Origin of the sequence: Pseudomonas fluorescens (genome assembly GCF_902497785.1) — a bacterium.
GTDB classification, from domain to species: Bacteria; Pseudomonadota; Gammaproteobacteria; order Pseudomonadales; family Pseudomonadaceae; genus Aquipseudomonas; species Aquipseudomonas fluorescens_BO.
This window is the reverse complement of sequence record NZ_CABVHK010000063.1, coordinates 1-1,398: the sequence shown is the minus strand read 5'-3', so window position 1 is coordinate 1,398 and position 1,398 is coordinate 1. Positions and strand designations below refer to the sequence as shown.

At 60.7% G+C, this 1,398-nt stretch carries 3 protein-coding genes; all 3 read left to right on the top strand.

The features are described 5' to 3' along the window. The first annotated feature begins 65 nt into the window (after positions 1-65). Entirely contained in the window at positions 66-530 is a 465-nt protein-coding gene (locus tag F8N62_RS31400) for a methylglyoxal synthase (protein ID WP_150709708.1), read from the top strand. A gap of 77 nt (positions 531-607) precedes the next feature. Continuing rightward, positions 608-1,126: an RNA polymerase sigma factor gene (locus F8N62_RS31395; protein ID WP_150709709.1), complete on the top strand. Its 519-nt coding sequence runs from the start codon at positions 608-610 to the stop codon at positions 1,124-1,126. A gap of 82 nt (positions 1,127-1,208) precedes the next feature. Beyond that, on the top strand, positions 1,209-1,398 hold a 190-nt coding region (locus F8N62_RS31390; RefSeq protein ID WP_150714205.1), incomplete at its 3' end, for a FecR/PupR family sigma factor regulator.

Below are 1,398 nucleotides of genomic sequence, written 5' to 3'. Positions count from 1 at the left end.
GATCGCAGCCTTCGGCAGCTCCTACGTTTGTTCGCGTCGTGCATCAAGCCCCGGAGCAGCAACCCATGATCGGTATCAGCTTCACGCAAAAAACCGTGGCGGCGCGCAAGCGTATCGCCCTGGTCGCTCACGACCACTGCAAAGTGTTCTTACTGGACTGGGCCGAGCGGCATAAAGACAAACTCGCGCACCATGAACTGGTCGCCACCGGCACCACGGGGTTGTTGTTGCAACAACGCCTCGACCTGCCGGTGGAAAGCATGATCAGCGGCCCGTTGGGTGGCGACCAGCAACTGGGTGCACGCATCGCCGAGCAACGGGTCGACATGCTGGTGTTCTTCTGGGACCCCTTCGAGCCGCAGCCCCACGACCCCGACATCAAGGCCTTGCTGCGGGTGGCCGCCGTCTGGAACATCCCGGTTGCCTGCAATGAATGCAGCGCCGACTACCTGCTCAGCAGCCCGCTGATGGAGCAGGCGCATTCGCAGCGCATTCCCGACTACGCGACCTATCTGCTGGGCCGAGCATAAACCTTCACAATTGAGCACTTGACCAGCCGCGCGGATGATAAGCATTATCATTCGCTCGAAATGGATCAGGTTCTCCCGTGAGTCAATCGCGCTTCAATCATGTCTTCATCGCCCAGCGGGTTTCGCTGCTGCGTACTTTGGAGCGGATGGTCAACAATCACAGCACCGCCGAAGACCTGTTGCAGGAAACCTACCTGCGCGTGACCCGTGCGCTCGGCGAACGGGCCATCGATCACCTCGAACCCTTCGTGTTCCAGACCGCCCGCAACCTGGCGCTGGACCATTTGCGTGCCCGACGCATCCAGTCGCGGACAATGCTCGACGACGTGCCGCAGCAGGTGGTGGAAAGTATCGCCGCCCCTGCCAGCAGTGCCGAGGACGCCGCCCATGCCGAACAATTGCTGGAGCGTTTGAACGTGAGCCTCAGTCAACTCAGTGCCCGCCAGCAACAGATTTTCATCCTCAGCCGTCTGCACGGGCACAGTTACCTGGAGATTTCCGGGCAACTTGGCGTGTCGTTAAGCACCGTGCAGAAGGAACTCAAGCTGATCATGGCGATTTGCATCGGTGTCGCCGAGCGATTGAACGGCGACTGAGCATGCAAGGCTTTGCTACCCTTGCCCACTTTCAGTGTTTGATTAAAAAACAGCCGTGCACAGACACTGCCGAGGAAACCCCGTGACGGACACCGACCGTTCCCCTGCGCCCTCCCCGGCGCGGAACTCCGCCAGCGCGATGGACCAGGCTTTGGACTGGTTGATCGTGATGGGCAGTGCGAGCGAGGAACAGGCTCGTCAGTTCCAGCAATGGCTGGACGCCGATCCTTCGCACGCCGAAGCCTTTGCCAGGGCCCAGGCGATCTGGGACG

Bases quoted from the DNA above. Each gene is read 5' to 3' on its own strand.
- F8N62_RS31400 (WP_150709708.1), top strand. From the start codon at position 66: ATGATCGGTATCAGCTTCACGCAAAAAACCGTGGCGGCGCGCAAGCGT.